This window comes from Streptomyces sp. NBC_00258, from assembly GCF_036182465.1.
Taxonomy (GTDB): Bacteria; Actinomycetota; Actinomycetes; order Streptomycetales; family Streptomycetaceae; genus Streptomyces.
In genome coordinates this window covers 7,910,670-7,933,179 of record NZ_CP108081.1, presented here as the reverse complement: position 1 = coordinate 7,933,179, position 22,510 = coordinate 7,910,670, and the positions used below count along the sequence as shown (strand labels likewise).

At 68.1% G+C, this 22,510-nt stretch carries 17 protein-coding genes; 1 reads left to right on the top strand and 16 read right to left on the bottom strand.

Features of this window, described 5'->3' with window-relative positions; all coding sequences use genetic code 11:
* Window positions 1-156: 156 nt before the first annotated feature.
* The 11 genes from OG718_RS35255 to OG718_RS35205 all read right to left on the bottom strand — a co-directional run bounded on the left by OG718_RS35255 (window position 157) and on the right by OG718_RS35205 (window position 16,109).
* A complete protein-coding gene (locus OG718_RS35255; protein ID WP_328846059.1) occupies window positions 157-2,118 on the bottom strand; it encodes a TIGR03960 family B12-binding radical SAM protein in 1,962 nt (653 codons plus the stop codon).
* A gap of 108 nt (window positions 2,119-2,226) precedes the next feature.
* A complete protein-coding gene (locus OG718_RS35250) occupies window positions 2,227-3,741 on the bottom strand; it encodes a CYTH and CHAD domain-containing protein (protein WP_143632122.1) in 1,515 nt (504 codons plus the stop codon).
* 50 nt (window positions 3,742-3,791) lie between these two features.
* A complete protein-coding gene (gene rodA, locus OG718_RS35245; protein ID WP_143632124.1) occupies window positions 3,792-4,991 on the bottom strand; it encodes a rod shape-determining protein RodA in 1,200 nt (399 codons plus the stop codon).
* A complete protein-coding gene (gene mrdA / locus OG718_RS35240) occupies window positions 4,988-7,243 on the bottom strand; it encodes a penicillin-binding protein 2 (protein WP_143632126.1) in 2,256 nt (751 codons plus the stop codon). Before mrdA ends, rodA begins: the two co-directional genes overlap by 4 nt.
* A gap of 82 nt (window positions 7,244-7,325) precedes the next feature.
* Window positions 7,326-8,006, bottom strand: a complete 681-nt coding sequence (mreD, locus tag OG718_RS35235) for a rod shape-determining protein MreD (protein WP_143632128.1) — start codon at window positions 8,004-8,006, stop codon at window positions 7,326-7,328.
* 19 nt (window positions 8,007-8,025) lie between these two features.
* Window positions 8,026-8,970, bottom strand: a complete 945-nt coding sequence (gene mreC, locus OG718_RS35230) for a rod shape-determining protein MreC (RefSeq protein ID WP_055610598.1) — start codon at window positions 8,968-8,970, stop codon at window positions 8,026-8,028.
* A gap of 202 nt (window positions 8,971-9,172) precedes the next feature.
* A complete protein-coding gene (locus OG718_RS35225; RefSeq protein ID WP_037747701.1) occupies window positions 9,173-10,192 on the bottom strand; it encodes a rod shape-determining protein in 1,020 nt (339 codons plus the stop codon).
* 521 nt (window positions 10,193-10,713) lie between these two features.
* Window positions 10,714-11,127 (bottom strand): nucleoside-diphosphate kinase, encoded by a 414-nt coding sequence (gene ndk, locus OG718_RS35220; RefSeq protein WP_143632132.1) that lies wholly within the window; start codon window positions 11,125-11,127, stop codon window positions 10,714-10,716.
* Window positions 11,128-11,371: 244 nt separating this feature from the next.
* Window positions 11,372-11,725 (bottom strand): DUF4233 domain-containing protein, encoded by a 354-nt coding sequence (locus tag OG718_RS35215; protein WP_143632134.1) that lies wholly within the window; start codon window positions 11,723-11,725, stop codon window positions 11,372-11,374.
* Between the two features lie 3 nt (window positions 11,726-11,728).
* On the bottom strand, window positions 11,729-13,243 hold the full coding sequence (folC, locus tag OG718_RS35210) for a bifunctional tetrahydrofolate synthase/dihydrofolate synthase (RefSeq protein ID WP_143632136.1): 1,515 nt from the start codon (window positions 13,241-13,243) through the stop codon (window positions 11,729-11,731).
* 235 nt (window positions 13,244-13,478) lie between these two features.
* Window positions 13,479-16,109, bottom strand: a complete 2,631-nt coding sequence (locus OG718_RS35205; RefSeq protein ID WP_143632138.1) for a valine--tRNA ligase — start codon at window positions 16,107-16,109, stop codon at window positions 13,479-13,481.
* A 134-nt stretch (window positions 16,110-16,243) separates the two neighbouring features.
* Between OG718_RS35205 and OG718_RS35200 the strand changes: the two genes are divergently transcribed.
* Complete coding sequence (locus tag OG718_RS35200; protein ID WP_143632140.1) at window positions 16,244-17,185, top strand: hypothetical protein; 942 nt, start codon at window positions 16,244-16,246, stop codon at window positions 17,183-17,185.
* Window positions 17,186-17,286: 101 nt separating this feature from the next.
* On the opposite strand, the gene OG718_RS35195 is transcribed toward OG718_RS35200, so the two are convergent.
* The 5 genes from OG718_RS35195 to tig all read right to left on the bottom strand — a co-directional run bounded on the left by OG718_RS35195 (window position 17,287) and on the right by tig (window position 22,420).
* A complete protein-coding gene (locus OG718_RS35195; protein WP_143632142.1) occupies window positions 17,287-17,553 on the bottom strand; it encodes a hypothetical protein in 267 nt (88 codons plus the stop codon).
* A 179-nt stretch (window positions 17,554-17,732) separates the two neighbouring features.
* Complete coding sequence (gene clpX, locus OG718_RS35190) at window positions 17,733-19,019, bottom strand: ATP-dependent Clp protease ATP-binding subunit ClpX (protein ID WP_143632143.1); 1,287 nt, start codon at window positions 19,017-19,019, stop codon at window positions 17,733-17,735.
* Window positions 19,020-19,179: 160 nt separating this feature from the next.
* A complete protein-coding gene (locus OG718_RS35185; RefSeq protein ID WP_143632144.1) occupies window positions 19,180-19,860 on the bottom strand; it encodes an ATP-dependent Clp protease proteolytic subunit in 681 nt (226 codons plus the stop codon).
* A 101-nt stretch (window positions 19,861-19,961) separates the two neighbouring features.
* Complete coding sequence (locus OG718_RS35180; RefSeq protein WP_186001018.1) at window positions 19,962-20,567, bottom strand: ATP-dependent Clp protease proteolytic subunit; 606 nt, start codon at window positions 20,565-20,567, stop codon at window positions 19,962-19,964.
* Window positions 20,568-20,989: 422 nt separating this feature from the next.
* Window positions 20,990-22,420 carry a trigger factor gene (tig, locus tag OG718_RS35175; protein ID WP_143632147.1) on the bottom strand — a complete coding sequence of 477 codons (1,431 nt, stop codon included), beginning with the start codon at window positions 22,418-22,420 and terminating at the stop codon, window positions 20,990-20,992.
* Window positions 22,421-22,510 lie beyond the last annotated feature (90 nt).

Genomic DNA, 22,510 nt, shown 5'->3' with positions numbered 1-22,510 from the left:
GGGCCTCCAGGCGGCGGCAGCGGCGTCCTCGGCGCATCCCCCACAGACTCCTGCCGCCTGCCCTCTGCGCCGCCAAGGGCGTTCAGCATGGCAGCTGCCTCATCCTCGCTGGCACCCGCCAGAGCATCGGCGATGCGCCGGAACGCATCGCTCACCTCAGTGCTCGTGTCCGCTGGTCGCCGCGTCCTTCTTGACCGTCAGTGGCAGCAACTTCTTCCCGCTGTTGCTTACTTGTGGCCAAGTATCCATCTGCGGGCACACCCCGCAGTCGAAGCAAGGTGTCCACCGGCAGTCCTCGACCTCTGTCTCGTCGAGGGCGTCCTGCCAGTCCTCCCAGAGCCAGTCCTTGTCGAGGCCGGAGTCCAGGTGGTCCCAGGGGAGGACCTCCTCGTAGGTCTTCTCGCGGGTCGTGTACCAGTCGACGTCCACGCCGAAGGCGGGCAGCGTCTTCTCGGCGCACTGCATCCAGCGGTCGTACGAGAAGTGCTCGCGCCAGCCGTCGAAGCGGCCGCCGTCCTCGTAGACGGCGCGGATGACGGAGCCGATGCGGCGGTCGCCGCGGGAGAGCAGGCCCTCGACGATGCCGGGCTTGCCGTCGTGGTAGCGGAAGCCGATGGAGCGGCCGTACTTCTTGTCGCCGCGGATCTTGTCGCGGAGCTTTCCGAGACGTACGTCCGTCTCCTCCGCCGACAGCTGCGGGGCCCACTGGAAGGGGGTGTGGGGCTTGGGGACGAAGCCGCCGATCGACACCGTGCAGCGGATGTCGTTCTGGCCGGAGACCTTGCGGCCCTCGGCGATCACGTTCATCGCCATGTCCGCGATCTGGAGGACGTCCTCGTCCGTCTCCGTCGGCAGGCCGCACATGAAGTAGAGCTTCACCTGGCGCCAGCCGTTGCCGTAGGCCGTGGAGACCGTACGGATCAGGTCCTCTTCCGAGACCATCTTGTTGATGACCTTGCGCATGCGCTCCGAGCCGCCCTCGGGCGCGAACGTCAGGCCCGAGCGCCGGCCGTTCCTCGTCAGTTCGTTCGCCAGGTCGACGTTGAAGGCGTCCACGCGGGTCGACGGGAGGGACAGGCCGATCTTGTCCTCCTCGTACCGGTCCGCCAGGCCCTTCGCGATGTCGCCGATCTCCGAGTGGTCCGCCGAGGAGAGGGACAGCAGGCCGACCTCCTCGAAGCCCGTCGCCTTGAGGCCCTTCTCCACCATGTCGCCGATGCCCGTGATGGAGCGCTCGCGCACCGGGCGGGTGATCATGCCCGCCTGGCAGAAACGGCAGCCGCGCGTGCAGCCGCGGAAGATCTCCACCGACATGCGCTCGTGGACCGTCTCGGCCAGCGGGACGAGGGGCTGCTTCGGGTACGGCCACTCGTCCAGGTCCATGACCGTGTGCTTCGACACCCGCCACGGGACGCCCGACTTGTTGGGGACCACGCGGGCGATCCGGCCGTCGGGGAGGTACTCGACGTCGTAGAACGCCGGGATGTAGACGCTGCCCGTCTTCGCCAGACGGAACAGGACCTCCTCGCGGCCGCCCGGGCTGCCCTCCGCCTTCCAGGCGCGGATGATGTCGGTCATGTCGAGCACGGCCTGCTCGCCGTCGCCGATGATCGCCGCGTCGATGAAGTCCGCGATCGGCTCGGGGTTGAAGGCCGCGTGACCGCCGGCCAGCACGATCGGGTCGTCGAGCGTCCGGTCCTTGGACTCCAGCGGAATGCCCGCGAGGTCCAGCGCGGTGAGCATGTTCGTGTAGCCCAGCTCCGTGGAGAAGGACAGGCCGAACACGTCGAAGGCCTTCACCGGGCGGTGGCTGTCCACCGTGAACTGCGGGACCCGATGCTCGCGCATCAGCTCCTCCAGGTCCGGCCACACGCTGTACGTGCGCTCGGCGAGGACGCCCTCACGCTCGTTCAGGACCTCGTAAAGGATCATGACACCCTGGTTGGGCAGTCCGACCTCGTACGCGTCCGGGTACATGAGTGCCCAGCGGACGTCAGTGGTCTCCCAGGGCTTGACCGTTGAGTTGAGCTCTCCGCCGACGTACTGGATCGGCTTCTGCACATGCGGGAGCAGAGCTTCGAGCTGCGGGAACACCGATGCAGCGACTTCGGCAGACATCTCGCAAACCTTTGGTGGGGTGAGATCCGACAGGGGTGACCATCCAGCCTAACGTGCCGGGAGCCACCCCCCGTCCGCCGTCCGGAGCGGAGATCGCCGGATGAGACCTCAGAACGCCGTCCCGCTCCGGATCGTCCCCCACGCCCCCGGCAGCTCGGCCTCGACGGCCTCGGCCGCCCGCTCCTCACGCCCGTACAGCACCCCGTACGTGAAGGCACTCTCTCCCGCCGCGTGCGCCTGGGTCGCGACGTCGCGCAGGGCCTCACGGGCCATGACGCTGTCCTGGTGCTCGCCGAGCAGGCTCTGGAGGGACTTCATGTCGCTCGTCAGGCTCTTCGCGGGTTTGCCGAGCGCGGGGGTGGCCGCCTCCGCCGAGTAGCGGGTGCGCTTGGCCTTCTTGCGGGCCTCGTGGATCGCGAGGTCGCGGTCCGGGCCCGGCGGAGCTTCGATGGCCTCTGCGACCAGTCCTGACAGCTTGTCGAAGTCCTTGCGTACGGCCTTGGAGATCACCCTCTCCGGGTCGCCCGAGGCGGCCTTGAGAAGCGGCGGGGTGGCGAGGAGCGTGTCCAGGGTGGTGAGCAGGTCCAGGTACCGCCTGCCGTCGAGGACCGCGATCAGCCGGCGCCGGGAGCCGGAGCGGCGGGCGTGCGACCAGGTGCGCAGCCTGGTGCGGACGGGCCCCGTGAGCTGGGCGCGCGGGAGTGCGTCGAGGGCCGCGTTCAGCCGCTCGGTCAGAACCTCCTGGTCGCGGTCGACGCCCAGCTCCCCGGCCAGCCACTTCAGCTCGTCGCGGATCGGGTCGGTGACGGCCGGCTCCAGGACCTTCCCGAACGAGCGGAAGGCGCTGCGCATCCGGCGGGTGGCGACGCGCATGCGGTGCACGGAGTCGTACACGTCGCGTCGGACGGCGGGGTCGAGCTCGATGATCGCGTCGCGCTGGGCTCGGACGTACGCGAGGACATGGTCGCCCGAAGTGACCGGAGCCGCCTCCACGACGGCCTGCTTACGGGGCGCCTGTCCCGTCTCCCCGAGGGCCCTGGCCAGCTTGGACGCCGACTTGGAGCGGGAGACGCCGGCCTTGCGGAGTTTCTTCTCGACCTTGTCGAGGAAGGCGGGGTCGCCGTCGTCGGCCAGCTCGACCTCGATCTCGGTCCATTCGGCGGTCCCGTCGCCGCCGCTGAGCCGCTCGGCGTGTACGCGGTCGACGCTGATCTCGGCGAGCAGTCCCCCGGAGGCGTCGACGAGGTGGCGGATGTCGCGGGCCGACTGCAGCCGGACGACGGGGACCAGTTCGGCGTCGCGCACCCGGGAGCGGACGAGTCCGCTGAGCGTCCGGGGCACGGTGTCGGAGAGCGGGGCGTGGATCTCGTCGCGTACGCCCTCGGAGACCGGCAGTTTCAGGTGCCAGCCCGCGTCGTCGCCCCCGGTGCGGCGGCGCAGGGTGAGCGACGCGGCGGCGAGCCGTTGGTCGGGCGTGTCGTAGTAGGTCGCGTCGAGTTCGGCGACGCCCTTGTCGATGACGGCCGAGACGCCGGAGACCCGTGTCAGGTCCGGCAGATCCGACAGTCCGGCGCTCTCATCGGCTTCGTATTTACGCTCGATCTCCCGCTTTGTGTCCGCCATGAACCGAATCTAGTCGCGAATCCGATCCATGGGCAGACCCCCAAAGTTCGCTAGGCCGACATCGGTCTTTGGACTCGGATCGACTGCAGGAGCCCCACGGCCACCCAGACGGCGAACATCGACGAGCCTCCGTACGACACGAAAGGCAGTGGCAGACCCGCCACCGGCATGATGCCTAGGGTCATGCCGACGTTCTCGAAGGACTGGAAGGCGAACCAGGCGATGATCCCGGCGGCGACGATCGTGCCGTACAGCTCGGTCGTCTCGCGGGCGATGCGGCAGGCCCGCCACAGCACGATGCCCAGCAGGACCAGGATCAGTCCGGCGCCGACGAAGCCGAGTTCCTCGCCGGCGACCGTGAAGACGAAGTCCGTCTGCTGCTCGGGCACGAACTGGCCGGTGGTCTGCGAGCCCTTGCCGAGGCCGGTCCCGAAGAGACCGCCGGAGCCGATCGCGATACGCGCCTGGTTGGTGTTGTAGCCGACGCCCGCAGGGTCGAGCTCGGGGTTGGCGAAGGCCGCGAAGCGGTTGATCTGGTACTCGTCGAGGATCTTGAGTTGCCAGACCGCGATCGCGCCGAGGGCGCCGGCGCCGAGCAGCCCGAAGACCCAGCGGTTGGAGGCGCCGGAGGCGAGCAGCACGCCGAGCACGACGATCACCATGACCATGACCGAGCCGAGGTCGGGCATGAGCATGACGATCAGTATCGGTACGGCGGCCAGGCCGAGCGCCTGCAGGACCGTGCGGTGGTCGGGGTAGGGCTTGTCGCCGGCGTCGACCCGGGCCGCGAGCAGCATCGCCATGCCCAGGATGATCGTGATCTTCACGAACTCGGAGGGCTGGAGCGAGAAGCCGCCGCCGATGACGATCCACGCGTGCGCGCCGTTGATGGTCGCGCCGAGCGGGGTCAGCACCAGCAGGATCAGGAAGACGGAGATCCCGTACAGGATCGGTACGGCCGTGCGCAGGGTGCGGTGGCCGAGCCAGACCGTGCCGATCATCAGGGCGAAGCCGATGCCCGTGTTGAGCAGATGCCGGAACAGGAAGTAGTACGGGTCGCCCTGGTTGAGCTCGGTGCGGTTGCGGGTCGCCGAGTAGACGAGGGCCGCGCCGATCAGGGAGAGCGCGATGGCCGAGAACAGTATCGGCCAGTCGAGCCTGCGGGCGAGCGAGTCGCGGGCGAACAGCCGCGACCAGCTGGAGCGTTCGGGCCCGTATCCGGAGACGGAGAATCCGTTCGCGCCGGTCATGTAAGCGTCCTCCGCCTCTTCCTCGGGCGGGCCGAGCGCCTTCGGGCGTCGCGGTTGTTGCCGGGGTCGGGGTTCGGCACGATGGCGGCCGGGTCGTCACCGGACACCGGCTGCTGCCCGCCCTCCTCGGAGGCCTGCTCCTCCTTGGCCGGGTACTTCTCGGCCTTCGGGGAGTCGATCGAACCGTCGGCCTCGATCTTCGGAAGGCTCTTCTGCGGGGTGTAGAGCAGGGCCTTCTTCTTGTCGATCGTGCCGTCCTCGGAGATGCCGTACAGCGCGTTGTAGATCTTGCGCACGGCGGGGGCCGAGGCACCGGAGCCCGTACCACCCTGGGAGATGGTCATGACGACCGTGTAGTCCTTGGTGTACGTGGTGAACCATGAGGTCGTCTGCTTGCCGTAGACCTCGGCCGTACCCGTCTTGGCGTGCAGCGGGATCTTGTCCTGCGGCCAGCCGCCGAACCGCCAGGCGGCCGAACCGCGGGTCGCGACTCCCGCGAGGGCACCGTCTATCGAGTCGCGCGTCTTCTGCGTCATCGGCAGCTTGCCGTGCGACTTCGGCTTGATCTCCTGGACCGTCTTGCCGTCGGGGCTGATGATCGCCTTGCCGACGGTCGGGTCGTAGAGGGTGCCGCCGTTGGAGATCGCCCCGTAGATCGTCGCCATCTGGATCGGGGTGACGAGCGTGTCGCCCTGGCCGATGGAGTAGTTGACGGAGTCACCGGCACGCATCCGGTTGCCTTCGAGGCAGTTCTCGTACGCGATCTGCTGGGCGTACGAGCCGCCCTTCTTGCCGTACTTGCACCAGGCGTCCTTGTTGGCCTTCCAGTAGTCGAGCTTCCACTGGCGGTCGGGGACGCGGCCGGCTACCTCGTTCGGCAGGTCGATGCCGGTCTCCTTGCCGAGGCCGAACTGGTGGGCCGTCTTGTAGAACCAGTTCTTGGCGTTCTTCTTCGGCTTGATGCCGCCGTCCCGCTTCCACTCCTCGTGGGAGAGCCGGTAGAAGACGGTGTCACAGGAGACCTCAAGGGCGCGGCCGAGGCTGATCGGGCCGTACCCCTTCGACTCGAAGTTCTTGAAGACCTGGCCGCCGATGGAGTACGAACTGGAGCATTCGTAGGGGCCGTCGAAGGAGTAACCCGCGTTGATCGCGGCGGCCGTCGGGATGACCTTGAAGACGGAGCCGGGGGCCGACTGGCCCTGGATCGCGCGGTTCAGGAGCGGGTAGTTGGAGTCCTTGCCGGTGAGCTTGGTGTAGTCCTTGCCGGAGATCCCGCCGACCCAGGCGTTCGGGTCGTACGACGGGTTGGACGCCATCGCGACGACGCGGCCGGTCTTGGCCTCCATGACGACGACCGCGCCGGAGTCGGCCTTGTAGTTCTCGCCGGTGTTGTCGTCGAATTCGTCGCGGGCGTCCTTCATCGCCTCGTTCAGCTCGTACTCCGCGACGCGCTGGACGCGGGAGTCGATGCTGGTGACGACGTTGGCGCCGGGCTGGGCCTCGTCGCTCTTGGCCTGGCCGATGACGCGGCCGAGGTTGTCGACCTCGTAGCGGGTGACGCCGGCCTTGCCGCGCAGTTCCTTGTCGTACTCGCGCTCGAGGCCCGAGCGGCCGACCTGGTCGGAGCGCAGATACGGCGAGTCGGTGTCCTTGGCCTTGGTGATCTCCTCGTCGGTGACGGGCGAGAGATAACCGAGGACCTGCGCGGTGTTGGCCTCACCGGGGGCGGCGTAGCGGCGGACGGCCTGCGGCTCGGCGGTGATGCCGGGGAAGTCCTCGGCACGCTCGCGGATCTGCAGGGCCTGCTTGGCCGTGGCCTCGTCGGTGATGGGGATCGGCTGGTAGGGCGAGCCGTTCCAGCACGGCTGCGGCGTCTTCGAGTCGCACAGCCGGACCTTGTCCATGACGTCCTTGGCCTTCATGCCGAGGACACGCGCGAGCTTGGCGAGGACGGCGTCGCCGTCGTCCTTCATCTTCAGCAGGTCGGTGCGGGACGCGGAGACCACGAGCCGGGTCTCGTTGTCGGCGATCGGCACTCCGCGGGCGTCCAGGATCGAGCCGCGCACGGCGGGGCTGACGACCTGCTGGACGTGGTTGCCGGAGGCCTCCTTGGCGTACTCGTCGCCGTTGCGGATCTGGAGGTACCAGAGGCGCCCGCCGAGGGTGCCCAGGAGCGAGAGCACGAGGATCTGGATGACGACGAGCCGGATCTGGACCCGTGGGCTCCGGCCGGTCTCCGGGATGTTGGTCACTGATCCCCCTCCCTCAGCTCATACGGTGTGCTGTCGTCGTGAGAGCCCATCCGGTGTGCAGTTGTTGTCTTGAGCACCGCTCTCACAGCCGCTTGACCCCCTTGATGCGTCCCGCACGCGCGACGCGCGCCTTGGCCGCCTTGACTCTCAGGCCGCCGCGCTGGCTGCCGATGCTCAGGCCGGTCCCGGAGGACAGCCAGCCCGCGGTGACGTCGGGTTTCTTGGCGGAGCCACCGCCGCCGCCTGCCTCCGCGAGCGGGTCGTTCTCGGCGCGCCGGGCCAGGGCCATGATCCCCGGCACGACGAACGGGGCGAGCAGCAGGTCGTACAGAGCGGCCGTGAACAGCAGGCTGCTCAGGCCCACATGGCGGGCCGCGGTGTCGCCGACGAGGGCGCCCACTCCCGCGTACAGGAGGGTGGATCCGACCGCGGCGGCGACGACCACGGCCATCGGGCCGGTGGCGGACTTGAGCTGGCCGTGATCAGGCTTGGCGAGTCCGGCGAGGTAGCCGATGACGCACAGCACGAGGGCGTAGCGCCCGGCGGCGTGGTCGGCGGGCGGGGCCAGGTCGGCGAGCAGGCCCGCGCCGAAGCCGATGAGGGCGCCGCCGACATGGCCGTAGACCAGGGCGAGGCCGAGCACGGTGAGCAGCAGCAGATCGGGCACGGCTCCCGGCAGGTGGAGCCGGGCCAGGACGCTCACCTGAACCACCAGGGCGACGACCACGAGGGTGGTGGAGAGCAGCATTCGGTTGAAGCGCATGGGATTCAGCTCCTACTTCCTACTGCTCTTGCTGCAGACCGTCGGCGGGCGCGTTCGCCGAGGGCGTGACCGTCACGGTCACGGTCGGCGTGGGCGTTGGCTCCGGTTTGGGCGGCAGCACGTCGTCACGTGGGTCCTTGCGCGGGGCCTGGACTACGACACCGACGATGTCGAGCTTGGTGAAGGACACGTACGGCGTGACGTAGAGCGTGCGGGTCAGGTCGCCGCCGGAGGGGTCCACGCGGGACACGATGCCGACCGGGACGCCCGGCACGAACGGCCTGTCGGCCTGGGATCCGAAGGTGACCAGCCGGTCACCCTTCTTGATCTTGGCCTTGCCGTTGAGCAGCTCCACGCGCAGCGGGCGGTCACCCTGGCCGGAGGCGAAGCCCAGCTCGTCGGTGGCCTCCATACGCGTGCCGACCGTGAAGTCGGGGTCGTTGGCGAGCAGCACGGTGGCGGTGTTGGGCCCCACGGTGGTGACGCGGCCGACCAGCCCGTCTCCGTTCAGGACGGTCATGTCCCGCTTGATGCCGTCGTTCGCGCCGACGTCGATGGTCACGGTCCAGGAGAAGCCCTGGGCCGCTCCTATGGCGATGACCTCGGCGCCCTTGATGCCGTACTGCCCGGCGCCGGCCGTCTTGAGGACCTTGTCGAGCTGTTTGAGGCGGCTGCGGTTACGGTCGTCGCTGCCCAGCTTCGCCTTCAACGCGGCGTTGTCGCGCTCCAGTTGGGCGATGCGGTCGTGACGGCCACCCGAGCCCTTCACTGCCTCGATCGCGTTGCCGACGGGGTCGACCGCGGACGACACCCCGTTCTCGATCGGGCCGAAGACCGTGGCGGCGGCCTGCCGGGCACCGTCGACCGGCGAATCCTTGCCGCCGCGGATGTCCACCGTGATCAAAGCGAACGCGATGGCGATCAGCAGCACCAAGAGCAGCCGGCTCTCTCGTGTGTCCCTCACGTGCGGCGGCCGTGCCTTCCTCGTCGAATACGTGTGTCGAGTGCGTGTGTCGAATACGTGTATGACTCACCCGGAAAATCCCCGGAGTGCGGACCCGGGAGTGCGGACCTGCGGGCGGCGTTATGGGGGAGCTTATGCCTGAATATCAACGATCCGCCGTACGAGAAGGGATCATCCCGTACGGCGGAATCGAAGCGTTACGTCATCTGCGCGGCTGGGCGTCCAGAACCTGCTGGAGCGCCTCGAACTCCTCGACACACTTGCCGGAGCCGAGCGCCACGCTGTCGAGCGGATCCTCCGCGATATGGATCGGCATGCCGGTCTCGCGACGCAGCCGCTCGTCGAGGCCGCGCAGCAGGGCGCCGCCACCGGTGAGCACGATCCCGCGGTCCATGACGTCGCCGGACAGCTCCGGCGGGCACTTGTCGAGGGTGGTCTTGACCGCGTCGACGATGGCGTTGACGGGCTCCTCGATCGCCTTCCGGACTTCGGCGGCCGAGATGACAACGGTCTTCGGGAGGCCGGAGACCAGGTCCCGGCCGCGGATTTCGGTGTGTTCGTCATTGTCGAGGTCGTACGCGGAACCGATCGTGATCTTGATCTGTTCGGCCGTCCGCTCACCGAGAAGGAGCGAGTACTCCTTCTTGATGTGCTGGATGATCGCGTTGTCCAGCTCGTCGCCGGCGACACGGATGGACTGTGCCGTGACGATTCCGCCGAGCGAGATGACCGCGACCTCCGTGGTGCCGCCGCCGATGTCCACCACCATGTTGCCCGTGGCCTCGTGGACCGGCAGGCCGGAACCGATGGCCGCGGCCATGGGCTCCTCGATGATGTGCACCTGGCGGGCGCCGGCCTGGGACGACGCCTCGATGACGGCACGGCGCTCGACGCCCGTGATGCCCGAGGGCACACAGACGACGACGCGAGGACGGGCGAGATAGCGCCGCTTGTGGATCTTCAGGATGAAGTAGCGGAGCATGCGCTCGGTGATCTCGAAGTCGGCGATGACACCGTCCTTCAGCGGGCGCACGGCAACGATGTTGCCCGGCGTCCGCCCGATCATCTTCTTCGCTTCCGCGCCGACCGCGAGGATGCCACCGGTGTTGGTGTTGATCGCGACGACGGACGGCTCGTTGAGTACGATCCCGCGACCCCTGACGTACACCAGCGTGTTGGCGGTCCCGAGGTCGACAGCCATGTCACGGCCGATGAACGACATTGAGTTCCCCATCAGGATTCGTCTGGCCTTCCCAAGTGGAGCTTTTGATGGCTTTTTAGGTCGGCGAGGGTGAGCGCTGTGACGTGAAGGCTTCCATCGTAGTCTCGCCTGCACGAACACCGCGCGAGGGTCTTCGCCATTGTGACCAGATGACGTGCCGCCCCGCTTCTGGAGACGGTCCATCGGGGGAACGCGTTCCCTCGATCGCCACGCATATGCCAACCGACAGCTGCCATTGTGCGCCGCCCCCAGGTCAGAAGCCCAGGTGCCTGACATGACATCAGAAGATTCTTGGCGGGGCGGGTTCTCGGTAGGGCAAATGGGTGGGTACGGGCTGAACAACAGGTGCCCGGGTGGGCCGACCGGACCGGGCTGGGCCCGGACGCCGGCCCTGACGGGCCCGGACGTGGCGGCCTGGGCGCTCATCGCGTCCGGTCCGCCACCCGTCGGCCCGCGAGTGGCGCGGGCCTCGGGGTGCGTCGGTCCTCGGTCCGTCGGTCCGTCGGTCCGTCGGGCAGCGGTCAGGCGAGGCCCGGGAAAAAGATCTTCAGCTCGCGCTCGGAGGACTCCTCGGAGTCGGAGGCGTGGATCAGGTTCTCCCGGACGATCACACCGAAGTCACCACGGATGGAGCCGGGGGCGGCGGCGATCGGGTCGGTCGGGCCCGCGAGCGCCCGTACGCCCTCGATGACGCGCTCGCCCTCGACGACCAGTGCCACGACCGGGCCGGAGGCCATGAAGGCGACCAGCGGCTCGTAGAAGGGCTTGCCCTTGTGCTCGCCGTAGTGCTGCTCCAGCGTGTCCTGGTCCAACGTGCGCAGCTCCAGCGCGGTGATCTCCCAGCCGGCCTTGCGCTCGATGCGGCTGATGATCTCGCCGGTCAGGCCGCGACGGACCGCGTCGGGCTTGAGAAGGACGAGGGTGCGCTGGCTCACGGTGGTGGCTCCTTCGGGTCACAGATGTGCGGATGACCGAGGCTACAGGGCGTGTCCGGGTGCGTGTTACGCAGCGTCAGGTGCTACGGGGTGGACCGGTCCGATACGGGCCACCCCGACTGTTTTCGCCCCCGCCGCCCCCACTGAAATTCGGCCCCTCCGGCGTTTGAGGAGCGGGGTTCGGGGGCGGAGCCCCTGAGTAAGGGACGGGAATGGGTTGGGGCGGCGGGGGCGAGGAAAACGCCTACGCCGTGTTACCCCCGGCCTCGGCCTGCGCGGCGAACCGCGCCTTCGCCTCCTCCACCTTCCGCCCGAAATGGACCGAGGCCCACCACAGGGCGGCGAAAACGGCCCCGAGGAAGAACATGGTCGGCACGACGAACCCACTCGCGATCAGCAAAACCTGCAGCGCCCAGCCCAGCTGAACGCCTCCCGGCCGCGTGATCATCCCGCAGAGCAGCAGACACAACACCATCGCGACCCCACTCACCGTCCAGACCGTGGTCATGGACAGATCGGGATCCTTCATCGCGACGAGCCCCGCGAAACCGATGACGAAGAACTCACCGATCAGCGTCGAAGCACAGAGCGTACGCACGGATCAGCCCCTCCCCAGCAGCAACCGGGCCTCGCCCACCGTGATGACGGACCCGGTCACCAGCACACCGGCCCCGGCATACTCCGCCTCTTCCTCGGCCAACGTGATCGCGGCCTCCAGTGCGTCGTCCAGCCGGGACTCGACCTGCACCCGGTCGTCCCCGAACACCTCGACGGCGATCGCGGCGAGCGAGTCCACGTCCATGGCCCGCTGGCTGGAGTTCTGCGTGACGACGACCTCGGTGAAGATCGGCTCGAAGGCCTCCAGCAGCCCCCGTACGTTCTTGTCCCCGCTCGACCCGACGACACCGATCAGCCGGCTGAAGTCGAAGACCTCACGGACACCCTCGGCGGTCGCCCGGGCCCCCGCCGGATTGTGCGCGGCGTCCAGCACGACCGTCGGCGACCGACGCACGATCTCCAGCCGCCCGGGCGAGGACACCGCCGCGAAGGCCTTGCGGACCGTGTCGATGTCGAGCGGCTCGGGCCGCTGGGACCCGACCCCGAAGAACGCCTCCACCGCGGCGAGCGCCACCGCCGCGTTGTGCGCCTGGTACGCCCCGTGCAGCGGGATGTACACCTCGTCGTACTCCCCGCCCAGCCCCCGGAGAGTCAGCAGCTGCCCGCCGACGGCGACCTGGCGGCTCACGACGCCGAACTCGAGCCCCTCGCGGGCGACTGTGGCATCGACCTCGACGGCCTTCTTGAGCATCACCTGGGCGGCGTCGACGGGCTGCTGGGCCAGGATCACCGTCGCGTCCTGCTTGACGATCCCGGCCTTCTCCTTGGCGATCTCCCCGGGGGTGGTACCGAGCCGGTCGGTGTGGTCCAGATCGATCGGCGTCACAACGGCGACATCACCGTCGATCACGTTCGTCGCGTCCCAGCTGCCTCCCATCCCCACCTCCACGACGGCCACGTCGACGGGCGCGTCCGCGAAGGCCGCGTACGCCATGCCCGTGAGGACCTCGAAGAAGGAGAGGCGGAACTCCTGCTGGGAGTCGACCATCTCGACGTACGGCTGGATGTCCCGGTACGTCTCCACGAACCGCTCGGCGGGGATCGCGGCGCCGTCCAGGCTGATCCGCTCGGTGATCGACTGGACGTGCGGCGAGGTGTACCGCCCGGTGCGCAGGTCGAAGGCGCCGAGGAGGGCCTCGACCATGCGGGCGGTCGACGTCTTGCCGTTCGTCCCCGTGATGTGGATGGAGGGATACGCGCGCTGCGGCTCCCCGAGCACGTCCATGAGCGCGGCGATGCGGCTCACGGACGGTTCCAGCTTGGTCTCGCCCCAGCGCGTGGCGAGCTCGGCCTCGACCTCACGGAGTGCCTTGTCGGTCTCCTGGTCGGACGGGCGCCCAGGAATGTCGGACTCCGGCGGCCCGCCCTGCGTGCGCAGGGTACGGCTGCCGGCCTCGATCACGGCGAGATCGGGATCGCGCCCGGTCTCCGCCTCGACGATCTCGTCGAACGGGTCGGCCGGGTCGGACTCACTGCTGTCGTGCGGGAGCTCACTCACACACCCAGTCTACGGAGCCGCACAGCTGCCGCCGTGGGAGGGCGGCCCCGTCTTGAGGGGAGGGCGCAGCCCTCTTAGCGGCGCGGGGAACTGCGCGACAAGCCACAACGGGCCCGCAGCCGAAAACGAACCGGCGGAAGCACTGGACGACGGGGCACGGGTACGCCGAGGGCCCCGGAACCACCAGGTCCCGGGGCCCTCGGCCACATACGCACGCTCACCTGCATCAGAGGCGCTACGCCGCAGGCAGCCCCTCCAGCTGGGCCTGGATACGGGCGATGTCCTCGTCCGCCTTGGCCAGCCGCACCCGGATCTTGTCCACGACATGATCCGGAGCCTTCGCGAGGAACGCCTCGTTGCCGAGCTTCGCGTTCGCCTGCGCCTTCTCCTTCTCGGCGGCGGCCAAGTCCTTGGCAAGCCGCTTGCGCTCGGCCGCCACGTCGATCGTGCCGGAGAGGTCCAGCGCGACCTGCGCCCCCGCGACCGGCAGCGTCGCCGTCGCCGCGAAGGCGTCGCCCTCGGGCTGGAGCCGCAGCAGCTGGCGGATGGCCGCCTCGTGCGGGGCGAAGGCGGTCCCGTCGAGGGTCAGCCGGGCCGGAACCCGCTGGCCGGGCTGCAGCCCCTGGTCGGCACGGAAGCGGCGGACCTCCGTGATGACCTGCTGAAGCGTCTCGATCTCCCGCTCGGCGCCGATGTCACGGAAGCCGCTGTCCTTGGGCCAGTCCGCGATCACGACGGACTCACCACCGGTGAGGGTGGTCCAGAGCGTCTCCGTGACGAACGGGACGACCGGGTGCAGCAGCCGCAGCGTGACGTCCAGGACCTCGCCGAGGACCCGCTTGCTGACGTCGGCGGCGGCACCGCCCGCCATGAACGTCGTCTTCGACAGCTCGACGTACCAGTCGAAGACCTCGTCCCACGCGAAGTGGTACAGCGCGTCGGAGAGCTTCGCGAACTGGAAGTCCTCGTAGAACGCGTCGACTTGGGAGACGGTCTTGTTGAGGCGGGAGAGGATCCAGCGGTCCGTCGCCGACATCTCGGAGGCGTCCGGGAGCGGCCCCTCGACCGTCGCGCCGTTCATCAGCGCGAACCGCGTCGCGTTCCAGATCTTGTTGGCGAAGTTCCGGGACGCCTGGACCCAGTCCTCGCCGATCGGCACGTCCGTACCGGGGTTGGCTCCGCGGGCCAGGGTGAAGCGGACGGCGTCGGAGCCGTACGCGTCCATCCAGTCGAGCGGGTCGACGACGTTGCCGAACGACTTCGACATCTTCTTGCCGCGCTCGTCGCGGACCAGACCGGTCAGGGCGATGGTCTTGAAGGGGACCTCGCCGTCCATCGCGTACAGACCGAACATCATCATCCGGGCGACCCAGAAGAAGATGATGTCGTGGCCGGTGAGCAGGACGTCGGTCGGGTAGAACTTCTTGAGGTCCGGGGTCTGTTCGGGCCAGCCGAGCGTGGAGAACGGCCACAGGCCGGACGAGAACCAGGTGTCGAGGACGTCGGTGTCCTGCCTCCAGCCCTCGGCCTCGGTGCCCGGCGGCTCCTCGTCGGGGCCGACGCAGACCGTCTCGCCGTCCGGGCCGTACCAGATCGGGATGCGGTGGCCCCACCACAGCTGACGCGAGATGTTCCAGTCGTTGAGGTTGTCGACCCAGTCGAAGTACCGCTTCGACATGTCCTCGGGGTGGATCTTCACCCGGCCGTCGCGGACCGCGTCACCGGCGGCCTGCGCGAGCGGTCCGACCTTGACCCACCACTGCAGGGACTGCCGCGGCTCGATGGTGGTCCGGCAGCGCGAGCAGTGCCCGACGCTGTGGACGTACGGACGCTTCTCGGCGACGATCCGGCCCTGCGAGCGCAGTGCGCCGACGATGGCGGAACGCGCCTCATAGCGGTCGAGTCCCTCGAAGGGGCCGTGGACGGTGATGATCGCCCGCTCGTCCATGACCGTGATCGACTCCAGGCCGTGGCGCCGGCCGATGGCGAAGTCGTTCGGGTCGTGGGCGGGGGTGACCTTGACGGCACCCGTGCCGAACTCGGGGTCGACGTGCGTGTCCGCGACGACCGGGATGGTGCGGTCGGTCAGCGGCAGCTTGATGCGCTTGCCGATGAGGTGGCGGTAGCGCTCGTCGTCGGGGTGAACGGCGACGGCGGTGTCACCGAGCATCGTCTCGGCGCGGGTGGTGGCGACGACGAGCGTCTCGTCACCCTCGCCGTACTTGATGGAGACGAGCTCGCCGTCGTCCTCCTGGTACTCCACCTCGATGTCCGAAATAGCCGTCAGACAGCGGGGACACCAGTTGATGATGCGCTCGGCGCGGTAGATCAGCTCGTCGTCGTACAGCTTCTTGAAGATGGTCTGGACGGCCTTGGACAGCCCTTCGTCCATGGTGAACCGCTCACGGTCCCAGTCCACACCGTCCCCGAGCCGGCGCATCTGTCCGAGGATCCTGCCGCCGTACTCCTCCTTCCACTGCCAGACGCGCTCGACGAACTCCTCGCGCCCGAGGTCGTGCCGCGACTTGCCCTCCTCGGCAAGCTGCTGCTCGACCTTGTTCTGCGTGGCGATACCGGCGTGGTCCATGCCGGGCAGCCACAGCGCCTCGTACCCCTGCATGCGCTTGCGCCTGGTCAGCGCGTCCATGAGCGTGTGCTGGAAGGCGTGCCCCAGGTGCAGCGACCCGGTGACGTTCGGCGGCGGAATGACGATGGTGTACGGCTGCTTCTCGCTCTTCGCGTCGGCGGCGAAGTAACCCCGCTCCACCCAGCGCTCGTACAGCTTCCCCTCTACCTCGGCCGGCGCGTACTGGGTCGGCAGTTCGGGGGCGTTGGCTGGCGTCTGCTGCTGAGCGTTCTCGGTCACGGGGTCAGTTTAGGGGTGTCACCGGCTCGCTCTGAACTCGATTACTTGGTAACGGTGAGGGCCCCGATGCTCCGCCCGCCCTTCCCTTGGGTCAGGATGTTCGGAACACATAAGCATCTGGAGGGGAACCCAGAATGAGCTACAACCAGCCGGGCCCGTACGGCGGGCAGCCTCAGCAGCCCGGACCGTACGGTCAGCCGGGTCCTTACGGCCAGCAGCCGCAGGCCCCCCAGCCCGGCTACGGATACCCGCAGCAGCAGCCTCCGCAGCAGCCGGGCTACGGGTACCCCCAGCAGGCCCCTCCCGGGGTTCCGCCGCAGCAGCCCGGCTACGGCCAGCAGCCCCCCGGCGCCCCCTACGGCGCGCCGATGCCGCCCGCTCCCGGCGGCGGCAAGAAGAAGACGGGCCTCATCATCGGCGCGGTCGCGGTCGTTGCGGCGATCGCGGTCGGCGCGTACTTCGTCGTCGGAAGCGGCAGCAGCGGCTCCTCGGACGTCGCGGACGACGGCCCCCACAAGCTGACGACTCCGGCGACGGTGCTCACGGAGTACAAGAAGAGCGAAGAGGCCGGTGGCGGCGGCTTCGACGCGAGCGACGTCAAGAAGGCCGAGAAGCACGGCGTCAAGAATGCCAAGGACGTCGATGCGGGCTACGTGGCCGGGGACGAGAGCAACCCGCTGTCGCAGAACATGATCCAATTCATGGGCGTGTACGGCGAGATCGAGGACCCGGAGAAGGTCGTCGACGCCATGTTCGCCGACCTGAAGGACGAGGCCACCAAGGACTCCGAGGACGGCCAGCTCGTCGGCAGCCCGAAGAGCTACTCGCCCAGCGGGCTGGACGGCGCGGTCCTGAAGTGCCAGGAAACCAAGCTCAAGAACGACGAGGCGTCCGGCGACGCGGCCGCCGGCCCTTCGTCGATCAGCATGCCGGTGTGCATCTGGGGTGACCACAGCACGCTCGGCGTCATCATCAACATCGACATGGCCAACGCCATGGCGGGCAAGGGCGCCGACCTCTCGGCGGCCGCCGAGCTGACAGCCAAGCTCCGCAAGGAAGTTCGCGTCAAGATCTGAGTACCCGGCAGGCACAAGGGGGCCATCGATCAACGAACCCGACGGCCCCCTTGGCCATGCTCAACCCTCAGCGCAGAGCTACCGACAGGCTCGGGCAGTCATCAGTCGTTCGCCTTGTTGCATGCCACGGTTATGTGCGTCTGGTTGGTAATCCCCAGAGAGGCCAGCTTGGCCACGCAGAACGGCTTGGTGGTCCAAGTGTCGAAACTGCACGCCGACCGCACACCCGCACCGATGGCGTAGTTCTTGGACCTCAGGTAATCGACACAGTCGATCTGATCGGCCTGGGCAGGGCTAGCCATCATCATGGGCACGACCCCAACCGCGACAGTCATACCCAGCGCCGTCAAGGCACGCTTGATCTTCACGTTCTTGCCTCCCGTTTTACTCACCGCAAGGTGGTCTGCCCTGCGGTGGGTAAATAGATCATGTGGCGTGCGCATGACACAACATAATTGAAATGCGCTTGTCTTGATCCACACGGAGAACGGCTGAAGGCGCCCGGCGGAACCCGCCAAGCGCCCTCATCCTCATGTGCCTAAAGGCGCTACGCCGTCTTCTGCTCCCCCGGCCCCCGCCCCCGCGCGTCCCGCGGGATCAGGGTCGGGTTCACGTTCGAGCGGACGGCTTCTGCCGTGATGACGACTCGGGCCACGTCCTTGCGGGACGGGACCTCGTACATCACGGACTGGAGGACTTCCTCCATGATGGCGCGCAGGCCTCGGGCGCCGGTCTGGCGGAGGATGGCCTGGTCGGCGATGGCCTCCATGGCCTCGCGCTCGAAGTCCAGCTCCACGCCGTCGAGTTCGAAGAGGCGCTGGTACTGCTTCACCAGCGCGTTGCGGGGCTCGACGAGGATCTGGAGGAGGGCCTCGCGGTCCAGGTTGTGCACCGAAGTGATGACGGGCAGACGGCCGATGAACTCCGGGATCATGCCGAACTTGACGAGGTCCTCGGGCATGACGGCCTCGAACTGGTCCTTGGACTCCATCTCGCGCTTCGAGCGGATCGTCGCGCCGAAGCCGATGCCCTTCGCGCCGGCCCGGGACTCGATCAGCTTCTCCAGCCCCGCGAAGGCACCGCCCACGATGAACAGGACGTTCGTCGTGTCGATCTGGATGAACTCCTGGTGCGGGTGCTTGCGTCCGCCCTGGGGCGGGACCGAGGCCGTGGTGCCTTCGAGAATCTTCAGCAGGGCCTGCTGCACACCCTCGCCGCTCACATCCCGCGTGATCGACGGGTTTTCGCTCTTACGAGCCACCTTGTCGATCTCGTCGATGTAGATGATGCCCGTCTCGGCCTTCTTGACGTCGTAGTCAGCGGCCTGGATGAGCTTCAGCAGGATGTTCTCGACGTCCTCACCGACATAGCCGGCCTCCGTCAGCGCCGTCGCGTCCGCGATGGCGAACGGGACGTTCAGCATGCGTGCCAGGGTCTGCGCGAGGAGCGTCTTGCCCGAGCCCGTGGGGCCCAGAAGCAGGATGTTGGACTTCGCCAACTCGATGGCGTCCTCGCGGTTCTGACCCGCGCTGTTCTCGCCGGCCTGGACCCGCTTGTAGTGGTTGTACACCGCGACCGAGAGGGCCTTCTTGGCGGACTCCTGGCCTACGACGTACCCCTCGAGGAACTCGTAGATCTCGCGAGGTTTGGGGAGTTCCTCCCAGCGGACCTCGCTCGTCTCCGCGAGCTCTTCCTCGATGATCTCGTTGCAGAGATCGATGCACTCGTCGCAGATGTACACACCAGGGCCTGCGATGAGCTTCTTGACCTGCTTCTGGCTCTTGCCACAGAACGAGCACTTGAGCAGATCGCCGCCGTCACCGATGCGTGCCACGGTGTGCTTCCCCTTCGCCTGGGAGACGCCTAGGTCCAGCGGCTCCTGGTGCTGCCTTATGTCCGACGGTACCTTGCCGAGCCCCCCGTTCGGGCCCCCCTTGGCGCGGTTCACTTTGTCGTGAACCGCGTCAAGGAGCGGCAGACGATACAGCGCTGCGTCACGCGACCGAGGCGTTGTTCATCTTCCGGGTCGAGATGATCTGGTCGATCAGGCCGTACGAGAGCGCGTCCTCGGCCGTGAGGATCTTGTCGCGCTCGATGTCCTCGCGGATCTTCTCGATCGGCGTCGTCGAGTGCTTGGCCAGCATGTCTTCCAGCTGGGCGCGCATGCGGAGGATCTCGTTCGCCGCGATTTCGAGGTCCGAGACCTGGCCTCGGCCGGTCTCGCTGTACGGCTGGTGGATCAGCACGCGTGCGTTCGGAAGTGCCATGCGCTTGCCCGGCGTACCGGCGGCCAGCAGGATCGCGGCGGCCGAGGCGGCCTGGCCCATGCATACCGTCTGGATGTCCGGCTTCACGAACTGCATAGTGTCGTAAATCGCAGTGAGTGCCGTGAAGGAGCCGCCGGGGCTGTTGATGTAGACCGAGATGTCCCGGTCGGGGTCCATCGACTCCAGGCACAGCAGCTGCGCCATGACGTCGTTGGCGGAGGCGTCGTCGATCTGCACGCCGAGGAAGATCACGCGCTCCTCGAAGAGCTTCGCGTACGGGTCGTACTCACGGACGCCCTGCGAGGTGCGCTCGACGAAGCGCGGGATGACGTAGCGGGACTCCGCGCGAGGGCCGGTGTACTCGGCCTCTGTGCGGGCGTAGAGGCCGCTGCCGGGGAAGTCGTTCACTGTGTCTCCTGGAAAGCCTGATAAGGGCTGAGGCGGTCGGCTGGGGGCTCGGAGGGGCTGGTGCCGGTCTACGCCGGCACCGAGGTCGGCTGTGTGCCGACCTATGCCGCCCCGGTGCCGCCGCCGCCAGGCATTCCGGCAGCGGTGGGCATGATGTCGTCGATGAGGCCGTACGCCTTGGCCTCGATCGGGTCGAACCAGCGGTCCCGGTCCGAGTCGCGGGTGATCTGCTCCACGGTCTGGCCGGTGTGGAAGGAGGTCAGCTCCGCCATCCGCTTCTTGGTGTGCAGCAGCCGCTCGGCGTGGATCTTGATGTCCGACGCGGAACCGGCGAGGCCGGCCGAGGGCTGGTGGATCAGGATCTCCGCGTTCGGCAGCGCGAAGCGCTTGCCCGGAGTACCCGCGCTCAGCAGGAACTGGCCCATGGAGGCCGCCATGCCCATCGCGATCGTCACCACGTCGTTCTTGATGTACTGCATGGTGTCGTAGATCGCCATGCCGGCGGTGATCGAGCCGCCGGGGCTGTTGATGTAGAGGTAGATGTCCTTCTCCGGGTCGGAGGCAAGGAGCAGCAGCTGCGCCGTGATCTTGTTGGCGATGTCGTCGTCGACCGCCTGGCCGAGGAAGATGATCCGCTCGCCGAGCAGCCGGTTGTAGACCTGGTCGCCGAGGCCACCACCGATGGGGTCGCCGGCGGCTGTGGGCATCAGATTCGTCACGTATCCACCTGCTCGTCTTACGACGGCGCCGGGCCGTCTCACGTCTTCTGCTGGGGGCGTGGGACCCCGTGTGCGCGCCGTGTCGGACGGCTCCGGGGACTCCCCTGCCCTCGTACTCATGGACCCTAACGCGCGGGTCCCTCCGGGGAATCCCGGAGAGGTGACTGTTCGCTGTGAGCGCATGTGCTCCGCTGGGTGAGCAGGGGGTACGGCGGGCTCCGCCCCGGCTTCTGGGGGCGCGGGGAACGGCGCGCTCGGCCCCCGCGGGGGCGCGGTCGCATCTGCCGCGGGATGTTCAACGGCGGGTGCGGGTTGTCCTGGGTTGCTCGCGCAGTTCCCCGCGCCCCTGGAAGGCCCTACGGGCCCCCGGGACATGTCCCGGGGGCCCGTAGTACGTACTGGTGAGGCGATCAGGCCTCGGTCTTCTCCTCGGAGGCCTCGGCGGCGTCGGCCTTGGGGGCCTCGGCGGCCGCGGGGGCCTCCTCGGACGCTTCCTCGGTCGAGTCCTCGGCAGAGGCCTCGTCCTCGTCCTCGTCGTCCAGGTCGACGAGCTCGCCGTTGGTGTCCTTCACCGTGGCGGCCTCGACCACGACGGCCAGGGCCTTGCCGCGGGCGACCTCGCCGACGAGCATCGGGACCTGGCCACCCTCGACGACCTGCTGGGCGAACTGGTCGGGGGACATGCCGGAGGAGGCGGCGCGCCGCATGAGGTGCTCGGTGAGCTCCTCCTGGTTGACGTTCAGCTTCTCCTTGTTGACGAGCTCGTCCAGGACGAACTGCGTCTTGATGCCCTTGACCGCCGCTTCCTTGGTCTCGGCGTCGAACTCCTCGGCCGTCTTGCCCTGGATCTCGAGGTACTTCTCCAGGTCCAGACCCATCTGGCCGAGCTGGTGGTGCTCCAGGTTGTGCTTGCGGGTGTTGATCTCGTCCTCGAGCAGCTTCTCGGGGACGGGCACCTCGACGAGCTCCAGCAGCTTCTCCAGGACTCGCTCCTGGGCCTGCGTGGCCTGGTCGTACTGCTTCATGTTCTCGAGGCGCTTGCGGCTGTCGTCGCGCATCTCCTCGAGGGTGTCGAACTCGGACGCGAGCTGCGCGAAGTCGTCGTCCAGCTCGGGCAGTTCGCGCTTGGCGACCTGGGTGACCTTGACGGTGACCTCGGCCTCCTTGCCGGCCGCCGAGCCGCCCTTGAGCTCGGAGGCGAAGGTGGCCTCGCCACCGGCCTCCACACCCGTCACGGCGTCGTCGATGCCGTCCAGCAGCTCACCGGAACCGATGGTGTAGGAGACGCCGCTCGCGACGCCGTCCTCCAGGACCTCGCCGTCGACCTTGGCCTCCAGGTCGAGGGTGACGACGTCGCCGTCCTCGGCGGCACGCTCGACAGGTGCGGTCGAGGCGAAGCGCTCACGCAGCTCCTCGACGGCCTTGTCGACGTCCTCCTCGCTGACCTCGACTGCGTCGACCTCGACCTCGATGCCGGAGTAGTCCGGGATCTCGATGGCCGGGCGGACGTCGACCTCGGCGGTGAAGTTCAGCGTCTCGCCGTCCTTCAGCTCCGTGATGTCGACCTCGGGCTGGCCGAGGACGTTCAGCTCGGCCTCGTTGACCGCGTCGGTGTAGAACTTCGGAAGCGCGTCGTTGACCGCTTCCTCAAGAACCGCACCGCGGCCGAACCGCTGGTCGATGACACGAGCCGGAATCTTGCCCTTCCGGAACCCCTTCACCGTGACCTGCTGGTTGATCTTCTTGTACGCCGCGTCGAGGCTGTCCTTGAGCTCCTCGAAGGGCACCTCGATGCTGAGCCGAACCCGGGTCGGGTTCAGGGTCTCCACGGCGCTCTTCACGGTTCGGTCTCCTTGGGGGCTGACTTCTTTGGGTTCTGCTGACGTTCTCCGCCGGATACGGCGGAGCCTCAGCGGATTGGCGGCCCTTGA